This window comes from Vibrio sp. V01_P9A10T6 (assembly GCF_963877065.1).
In the GTDB taxonomy this organism is placed as follows: Bacteria; Pseudomonadota; Gammaproteobacteria; order Enterobacterales; family Vibrionaceae; genus Vibrio; species Vibrio anguillarum.
Genome location: NZ_CAWNTB010000027.1, coordinates 1 through 9,245 on the forward strand (window position 1 = coordinate 1; position 9,245 = coordinate 9,245).

Genomic DNA, 9,245 nt, shown 5'->3' on the forward strand with positions numbered 1-9,245 from the left:
TTTCACTACGAGACATAGGGGGGTTGGGCCATAAAAAAACGACTCACAATTGTGAGTCGTTCAGTCGAAACTATGATGCACGGATGCTTAATTTGATTCTTTAAATGCCTTCATCGCTTGCAAATGCTGTGAGATTTTCTTGAACTTATGGTTCTGGGTTTCATCCCAAATGATATCGTAGTAGTTTTCGAGCTCTGCTGCTGTTTTGCTGTTGTCATGAATTTCATCTTCTTTAGATAAAATCACTAAACAGCGTCCTTTATTTTTTACCCTGTATTGCTCAACACACTTAGTCGCAATATCTTCATACTCTTCAGGGCGATCGATGCGTCCAGTCATGTTTGTTTCCGGATGCAAGTTAGGATTAAACACCACTTGCTTAATTCCGCATAAGAATCCAATCCGCTCAGACCAAAAGCCGCCGAGGCCTACACCACAAATAATCGGATGTGGGTCATCAGACAACTCAATCACTTTATGCACTTCTTTTAGAAGATGCTGCATATCGTGTTTTGGGTGCTGTGTACTGTAGTTAATAAAACGGACATCGCTGTCAATAAATTGCAATTGCAGTACTTTTTCATGGTTTCCTGGGCTTGTTGAATCAAAACCGTGCAGATAAATAATCATAATAACTCCCCACTCCTTGAGGTTTTTAATCTACCACGAAGATTGTGGTTTCAAAGACTTTAACCTTAATTTACTGCAACAAAACGACGAAACAGTGATCCTAGCTACATAATGTGCGTTTTAGATGTTCGGCTTGTTGACGATAATAGTCATCACCCCATAATTGATGTGCTAACAAATACCATAACATGGCCATCATTGTTGCTCTTGGATGCCAAGCCACCACACCTTCGACCCAATCATCGACCCCCACAATCTCACGCAATTGACAATAACGGTAGACCGCCTCTAATGGTTTTTCTTCTGCAACATCAATGCTTAAAGCCAGGTCGAGCCGGGGGTCGGCAATTGAGGCGTATTCCCAATCAATCACGCGGTTACCTTCATCGGTTTTAACCATATTGTAGCCAGCTAAATCAAAGTGACACAAAGTCTGACCAACATCAGCAAGGTTAGGTGCGGTGCGCCAACGTTGATATAAAGCCGACAAGTCCTCACTTTTATACTCAGCTTTGAGCTGTAGCCAATAATGATCAACCCGAGCGATAAAACTGAAAGGGGCAACTGGGATGCGTGCTGTACTGAGATTATGGATCTTTATCTGTGTTTTTAATAGAGAATCGAAAGGTAAACCACCAGTAAGGGATTGGCCATCAATCCATTCAACCAATAATCCTTGATCATTAATGGAAAGTGGCTTGGGGCCTAAGTGAGAAGATTCGATAGCAGAGAGAATTTGATATTCTTGAAAACGCGAAATGGAAAAGGCTTGAGTGATCGGCGTATTAGGCCGCCAAACAAAGCTGCATTCCTCCGTGACAATTTTCCAACATCGGTTTGTTAACCCCCCTGTCAGCGTTTGTGCGTAGTCAGGGGGAGCAGAGAAGAATCCTTCTAGCGACGTTAAGGTACGATCAAGCTGACAAGCTTCACGCCAAGACATTCTCGCCATAAGGACCTCTTCTCTCAATTACTCAATTTTGTGATTAAAAACCGAGTAAACTTTTTGACTGCTGTTTACGAATTTCGGTTTCATCTGCCCATTCAATAAGGCCGCTTTGAAGATCCATTAAACGCATCGTCATTTTGTAATATACATCTTTATCACTGCTTGCGTTTTTCACAATACTCGACAAGTTGCCATACAGCATATATTGTGCGCCAACCATTTTGCCAAACTGAATGGCGGTACTTTGGTTGACCAACTCATCATTATTTTGGAAATTGAGCTGTTCGCGCACGGCTTCAACACGATCCATGTCGACGAAGCGGAACTTACCTGAATTCAACATCTTAGTACTGATGGTATCAGTGATAGATTCAGTATCAATGTGCTCACTGGTTTTATTTTTGATTCGCTCAACAAACACGATAGGACGAGAATCACGGGTAATCGCTGCTACCGAACCTGACATCATCATGCTATCAACCATTTCCCCCGCGATTTTTTGTAAATCTGTTGAACCAAAATCAACTGTCGTCGTTTCAACGGATTGTGCATCTCCGTAGCTGACTTTATTTGAACAGCCGCCCAAAATGACAGCGAGCCCTAGCAATGCGATAATACTTTTGTTCATATTGGTTCCTTACTTTCCCAATTTAATTATTTGACCCACGGATCTGTACGCGAAACTGTTTTCCATTTGGATTGACAGAAATCTCCGACAACGACACCGTCTCCATCCCACTGATTATCTTTTGTTTCCAAGGACTTTGTCTGTTATTGACTTCAAGCCCATCATCGTCATACCAAGAAAAACGGTACTCGATAATTTGGTCACCTTGGTAATGACTCACTAAACGCACAAGTCCCCTCGTATGACCATCCACTTGGTTAGTTGCAATGTCTTCAACAACCAAGCGATTACCTAATACATTGTCGCCAAATAGCACTTTTTGCGAAGCGCCATCAACTCTTAATCCTGCGGTATTTTCAGCACATCCAATCAATGAGAATGTGACTAACAGTCCCAATATCCACTTTTTCATTACAATCTTCCTAGTTGTTTATGCCAGATGGTTGAATGACGTCCCTGACGAGAAACCCACACCAAAGTGGTGCCTTTTTCCGGTACAGAAAACTGATATTCTTGCTCTCCCACCTTTATTCGTTGCTCGCCTGCATTGACTTGCAGACTGGCCGTTTGCACCAGCCCTGGCAGCGTTAGCCAACTGCGCGTATCGGGCTGCTCTGTCAGCAGATTCCAAACGTTGAAGACTAAATTACCAACATTGTCATCTTTGGCCGCTTCTTTGCGCAATTGATCTTTCGCCAGCACTCTCAACGCTTGCCTTATTACTATAGAGGGCATTTTCTCAGACAAGTTTCGCCTTGCCATTAAATTCACATCCGTCAAAAAATGAGAAGTCAGTACTTTGTCATTCATCGTCAGTGATAAAAATGATTCAACGGGTGTATTAGGGTAATAAGGTAAGGCGAGAGAATACAATGCGCCATTTCCTCTGCTGTCATACAAGGGTAAAGATTGACGCCAGCTATCTAAGGCTTTCACCACACTCTGCTCTTCTATTATAAGCACACGACCTTGAGAAGCAGTCAGTGAATGAGATTTCCCGTAGCGTTTCTCTAATTGGATTAGGTCTTCTCTCATCCCCAATCGTTTCGCAACGCGTAATGTCCCCTCTATAACCTCAATATTATCGGGAGTGACGGCCAAAGCGCGTCGATAGTCGACATAGGCACTGTTAAGATCACCATAGGCTTCATAAAGCAAAGCAGAAAGGTAAAAAAGGTAACCATTCTGCACCGCCTGCAAAGCTTTTCCTGCATCAGGGTAGTTTGCTAGTACGCTGCCTAAGTTTGGTGTCACACCTTGTGATTTTAGCTCTTTTTGCGCCTTTTCAAGTTCCGCTTCTCTAGCCTGCCTTGCTTGCTCTTGTACCTGATTCGCTCGCCGAACCTCAACCAGAGCTCCATCCAAATCATTCTGTTGTAAATAATTTAAACCGAGATAAAGATGTAAAAAACCGAGTTCATAATCCGCAGGAACGTATTCCATCAAGTTATCATTCACAGCCAACGCACCGACACTTGTCGCCGTATCACTTAGTGAAATCAATGCCTTATCTTGTTGAATTTTAACCGCAGAATCACTCAATTCGAAACTACGCTTACTGTCTACATAATTCTGGTTAAGAAAATGGACTCGCCCTTTTTCCAGATTGTCCAGAATGTCACCCGCGACAAATTCCACAAGTTCATTCTCCGCATCTTGATACTGCCCAGATTTAACGGACTGATAGACAGCGCCATTTTGAGCACTGTAATGACTAAACAAGTTCCCCGCAGAAAAATTAGCACAGGCATTGAGAAAAAAAGGCGATAAAAAAACCGTAATATGTCGCACGTAACGCTTCACTCAATACTCCATATTTAACTCTAATCGTATCAATCGAGCGCCCAATAGTGACTGGGCGACCCATGCATTAGCTCATCAAAAGCGGACCCAACGGGCGACCACCAACCAAGTGCATATGAATGTGGTAAACCTCTTGGCCACCATGAGCGTTACAATTCACTATCAAGCGATAGCCATCTTGTGCAATACCTTCTTGTTGAGCGATTTTTTTTGCCACTGTAAACATACGTCCCATAGCCGCTTCATGCTCAAGTTCAACATCGTTGGTCGTCGGAATAAACGCATTGGGAATGATAAGAATATGGCTAGGCGCTCTAGGGTTAATGTCCCGAAAGGCGGTAACTAAATCATCTTGATAGAGGATATCTGCAGGAATTTCTTTACGGATAATTTTGCTAAAAATGGTTTCTTCAGCCATGAAATACTCCACTAGTAAATAGGCCTACGCAGTCACATCAAAGTACATTAGATCGAGATAAGTGGTTCAAGGCTAATACCTAAGTGGCCCACGACAACATATCGACAACCGATAGAACCGACACTAATTTGACCTTAATGCTACTGAATATAATAGGTGTGTAGTTGGATTTGAGTATGCGTGAACCCTGTCAAAAGCTCAATAAAAAACACCGTACGCGTAGCATAAATGACAGAACACTAATATAAAAAATGCGTTTTGCCAGGCCCGTCATAAAATGTACGTCTCACATTCAATACAATACTCATTATTTTGTTATTTTTTAAAACAAAACACTATTTTTCTAGGGAGAGGATTATGAAGGGTTCAGTGATTAGGCGAATGTACGCTGGTTTCACACTGATCATCATCATGTTTGCAGTAACGACCGCCATTATGATGGGAGGAATGAATCAAATTCATTCTAATTTCGAAAGTGTATCAACCACCGCCTTACCGCTCGTTTCTTTGTCAAACAAAACAAGTGTTCAACTGCTTTCTGCCGATAAATCTTTTAAGGACTTTTTGACGACACAAAACCAAGATCGCATGAATGTGATGCGTTCAGAATTTGCTAAAGCAAAACAAGATTTTGCTGACGTGCTAAACCAGCTCCAACAAGCAAGTGCAATGAACCCCTCTCTTGAAGAGCGGATAAGCCAACTTAAACAGATGGAACTCCGCTACTTTTCAGAAGCAGAACAAGCCATGAATAATTATCAGGCGATGTTTGAGGCGCAAGCTCAAGTGCAAAAATCAACTCGTGAATTTCAAAGACTTCATGCTGATTTAAGCACAGGAATGAAAGATTTTGTCGATGGGCAAAATAGCATTTCAGTTAAAGTCATGGCGAAAAGTTATTTCATTAAATTGAAAGATGCGGAATTAATCACTTCAGACGCTTTGGCCAGTTCGGATGTCGCCTTTGTTGACAAGGCTGTCACCATGAATAAAAAAGCGGTCACGCACCTCAACTACGCTTACCGAGGCTTATCGACCCAATTACCTGAACTGAAAAAAACATTTGACGATCTCGTCCAAAAATTCTCTCAAGATATTGGGCAAAAGGGTGGTGTGCTTGATCAACACAATAGTTACTTACTAGCGAAAACAGCTCTTTATGAAAACATTGCGAATTTGGCTATCGAGGTCGATAAAGCAATGACGATTTTAGACTCTTTTAACGATACTGCGACCGACGGTTTAAATGCCTCTCTGCGAGAAGCCGGGGAAGTCTATAAGCAAGGAGTTATTAAAGCGATCGTGATTGGTATTGCGGTTGTACTAGTGGCTACGGGTATTGGTTACCACATTGCGCAAAGTGTTCGTGAGCCGTTAAATCGTATACTCAAAACGCTAGAAGGGCTGACAAAAGGAGATATGACACAACGCATTGAAATTCGTTACAACAACGAGTTTAGTCGCTTAAGTGGCCACATCAATTCGCTAGCAGATAATTTGCACCATATTTTGGTGCAGTTGAATGATGCTTCTGAAAATTTAACCAACACAGCTAACCATAACCAAACCACCTCTTCAAAAGCACAGTCACAGCTCAGCACCCAACGTGAGCAAACCGCGAGCGTGGCAACCGCAATGACAGAAATGGCTCATTCAGTACAAGAAGTAGCGCAAAGTGCTCAAAGTTCGCTAGAGATGGTGCAGAAAGTTGAATCGGCTTCTGAATCGGGCCGTAAAATTATGAGTGACAATATCACTACTATTAATCAATTGGAGACTCGCTTAAATCAATCGGTTGATGCTGTCGGTGAACTGCAAAAAATGAGCAGCCAAATTGGTTCTATCTTGGATGTGATTCGTAACATTGCAGAACAAACCAACTTATTGGCGCTCAATGCCGCGATTGAAGCTGCTCGTGCTGGAGAGCAAGGGCGCGGGTTTGCAGTCGTAGCTGACGAAGTTCGTGTTTTGGCAAAACGCACAACGGATTCGACGTCTGAAATTGAAAGTATGATCAGCAACTTGCAATCCAGCTCATCTTCTGCCAGTACTGTTATTGAAAGCTGCATGACTGATATGGAACTTTCTGTCGAGCAAGCATCAACGGCGAATAGCGCAATGGAAGAGATCCAAGCGTTAATTCTAGAAATCAGTCAGATGAGTACTCATATTACACAGGCGGCTGCCGAGCAAAGTGAAACAACTGGTGACATTGCACGCAGTATCGAGGATATTAATTTAATCGCAGATGGTAGCTATCAAGCCATGTCTCAAATTGCACAGGCAAGCGCCAACCTAACTCAGCTTGCTAATCAGCAGAATGAATTAGTCCATCGTTTTACATTATGAGTGACCGTTAATAAACTCAACCCCATTTGTAAGTTACATGTAAATTATGTCTCAAGGGCGGCTTTTAATCTAAAGTCGCCCTTGTTTTTTTGATGCCACATCGTTATATGATAACTATCGGCTTGCGCATTATTATCTACCTCCTACTCTTTGCAAGCCAAACATGAGGATGATCTATGGCTGTTCATGTTGGCATTATCGACCAAGACCCTATTCGCTTGGTTACTCCCCTGCTTGATAATCGAACGGTAAGTTCGCACATTGTCTTCATCGGTGATCAAGACCAAAAATCAATGTATTTACGTTTACACTCGGTATTGAGTCAGCGCGACATCACTTCTGAGTTTTTTGAAATCCCATCGGGTTCCAATACCTCAGCAATCAAACAAGCTATCCAGTTTTTAGCGGAAGATTTGAAAACCAGATACGACGAAGTCAAGCTGAACGCAAGTTGTGGTTTGAGACATCGTTTATTATCCGTTTATGAGGTGTTCCGTAGCTATCAATGGCCTATTTTTGTCGTCGAACCGAACAGTGATCAGCTGTGTTGGCTTTATCCCGATGGTCAAAATAATACCCAAGTGCAAGACCACATTACCATTTCAGACTACTTAACCATTTTTGGTGCACGGGGTGAATTTAGTGAGCATCATATTCCGCCACAACTTGACCAAAAACTTTACGAACTCGGCGAGCGCTGGGCAAGTAATGCATTAGAACTTGGTCCTGGTTTAGCCACATTAAACTATTTAGCGACGACGTGCCGCAAAGAGCAGCGGCTAGATGTTGCACTTTCAGAAAAACAACAAGGGTATCGTGAACTTCATATTCTGTTGACCGATCTTGTCGAAGCACAAATCGCCACCTATCAAAATGGCATTTTAACCTTCGCCAACGAAGATGCGCGCCGATTTTCCAATGGAGAATGGTTAGAAACATTAGTGCACAGTACAATAAGGCAGATCCAAGATGATATGCCTACCATTCAAGATCGCTCTTTGAATGTTCAAGTCTACCGTCAATTAGGTGAGCGAGAAGTCAGAAATGAACTCGATGTCGCTACAGTGGTGAATAACAAACTGCATATTATTGAATGTAAAACGAAAGGTATGCGTGATGACGGCGATGATACGCTTTATAAGCTAGAATCATTACGTGATTTGCTTGGTGGCCTACAAGCTCGCGCTATGCTCGTGAGCTTTCGCCCACTCCGCCATAATGACATTACTCGTGCAGAAGATTTAGGGTTGGCCTTAATCGGCCCAGATGAACTGAAAGATTTAAAATTACATTTAGCCGCTTGGTTTAAAGAAGCGGGTGGTAACGAAGATATCTAACCTACAAAAAAGCCCGTTTCATACGGGCTTTTTTTACAGTAAAACGAATTTTCTAATGATCATCTTCTGTAAAATTTGTCGGTAACGTTGTTTTCATTTGATTCCATATGTGAGCGCTGTCAATACCGTAATGACGGATCACAATCGGCAACTGCTCACGATTGCCACTTTCACATACTGCTAATAATTCACGGTAAAACTGCAAGGCTAACTCGCGTGCTTCTGGATTAGAGAAATAATAGCTGCCAACTCGGTCATATAATTTCTTTAGCCCATTAAAAATCAAACCATAAATTTGGTTTCCTGAGTGAAACGCTAAACGCTGAAATAACATGTAATCGTAAAAGTTAAAGGTTTTCGCAATCAATATTTGCTGACGTTTATATTCGTCTTTTTCACCATCATCTTTAATATGCTGCTGGATTTTCTGTGCATAAGGAGATAACTCCATAAAAGAATCCCAAGATTTGGCACTTAATAGTGCTTCACAGCTTTCGATAACATTAGTAATAGTGCGCTCGGCAGGCTCTTTGTTCACTTTAAATGCATAACGCATAAATATGGGGCTAATATTTGTCCGAGCCGCAAGTAAGTCTTCCACAATACTGGTGGCATTTTCAGCATCGAGCGTCATTAATGTATCTAATATGTGTAAACCGGAAGTTTCCATAAATTGGTTTACTTTTGTTGGCTTACCATGCTGTATAGTCAACCAACCATCACGGGCTAAGCGTTGTAATACTTCTCGAAGCGTTGTACGTGTTACACCAATTAATTCTGAAAGTTCGCGCTCTGCAGGTAAGATAGAACCCGGTGCAAAGCGACCATTCCAAATGCTCTCAATTATGTATTTTTCAGCAAAACCTGCTGGGCTTTTTGCCTTAATGACCATTAAGTACTTATCCAGTTTTCTATTTATTTGGGTCGAATGGGACTCATCATACCACTAGTTGAACGTTATCGGAAACAAACCATCCGCGAAGTTATCACAAACAAAATAGAGCTTAAACTCTAATTTAATCATCTTGTTTATGAACAATACCGAGTCAATGAAATGGTAATTTTTAGCAGTTCTTCAAAAGGAAGAACTCATAAGAGTAGAAAAAATAAAGAGATATAACTCACATTAAT

9 protein-coding genes are annotated in these 9,245 nt (G+C 41.8%); 2 read left to right on the forward strand and 7 right to left on the reverse strand.

The window, feature by feature from the left end; translation table 11 throughout:
- Window positions 1-87: 87 nt before the first annotated feature.
- The 6 genes from ycfP to hinT form a co-directional block, all read right to left on the reverse strand.
- Complete coding sequence (ycfP, locus tag AACQ21_RS01760) at window positions 88-630, reverse strand: alpha/beta hydrolase YcfP (protein ID WP_013856523.1); 543 nt, start codon at window positions 628-630, stop codon at window positions 88-90.
- Between the two features lie 100 nt (window positions 631-730).
- Window positions 731-1,582 (reverse strand): phosphotransferase, encoded by an 852-nt coding sequence (locus AACQ21_RS01765; protein ID WP_047687964.1) that lies wholly within the window; start codon window positions 1,580-1,582, stop codon window positions 731-733.
- A 34-nt stretch (window positions 1,583-1,616) separates the two neighbouring features.
- Window positions 1,617-2,207: a penicillin-binding protein activator LpoB gene (gene lpoB / locus AACQ21_RS01770; protein ID WP_013856521.1), complete on the reverse strand. Its 591-nt coding sequence runs from the start codon at window positions 2,205-2,207 to the stop codon at window positions 1,617-1,619.
- Between the two features lie 22 nt (window positions 2,208-2,229).
- Window positions 2,230-2,619 carry a YcfL family protein gene (locus AACQ21_RS01775; RefSeq protein ID WP_013856520.1) on the reverse strand — a complete coding sequence of 130 codons (390 nt, stop codon included), beginning with the start codon at window positions 2,617-2,619 and terminating at the stop codon, window positions 2,230-2,232.
- Window positions 2,619-4,010 (reverse strand): COG3014 family protein, encoded by a 1,392-nt coding sequence (locus AACQ21_RS01780; RefSeq protein WP_105976688.1) that lies wholly within the window; start codon window positions 4,008-4,010, stop codon window positions 2,619-2,621. The genes AACQ21_RS01775 and AACQ21_RS01780 overlap by 1 nt, the downstream gene beginning before the upstream one ends.
- A 67-nt stretch (window positions 4,011-4,077) precedes the next feature.
- Complete coding sequence (gene hinT / locus AACQ21_RS01785) at window positions 4,078-4,428, reverse strand: purine nucleoside phosphoramidase (RefSeq protein ID WP_026028145.1); 351 nt, start codon at window positions 4,426-4,428, stop codon at window positions 4,078-4,080.
- A gap of 357 nt (window positions 4,429-4,785) precedes the next feature.
- Between hinT and AACQ21_RS01790 the strand changes: the two genes are divergently transcribed.
- Together AACQ21_RS01790 and AACQ21_RS01795 are read left to right on the forward strand one after the other, a co-directional pair.
- Entirely contained in the window at window positions 4,786-6,777 is a 1,992-nt protein-coding gene (locus tag AACQ21_RS01790) for a methyl-accepting chemotaxis protein (protein ID WP_026027184.1), read from the forward strand.
- 176 nt (window positions 6,778-6,953) lie between these two features.
- Window positions 6,954-8,114 carry a DUF1887 family protein gene (locus AACQ21_RS01795; protein WP_013856516.1) on the forward strand — a complete coding sequence of 387 codons (1,161 nt, stop codon included), beginning with the start codon at window positions 6,954-6,956 and terminating at the stop codon, window positions 8,112-8,114.
- Between the two features lie 52 nt (window positions 8,115-8,166).
- Here the strand turns inward: AACQ21_RS01795 and fadR are convergent, their stop codons facing one another.
- Window positions 8,167-9,006, reverse strand: a complete 840-nt coding sequence (gene fadR / locus AACQ21_RS01800; RefSeq protein ID WP_010319711.1) for a fatty acid metabolism transcriptional regulator FadR — start codon at window positions 9,004-9,006, stop codon at window positions 8,167-8,169.
- Window positions 9,007-9,245: the final 239 nt, after the last annotated feature.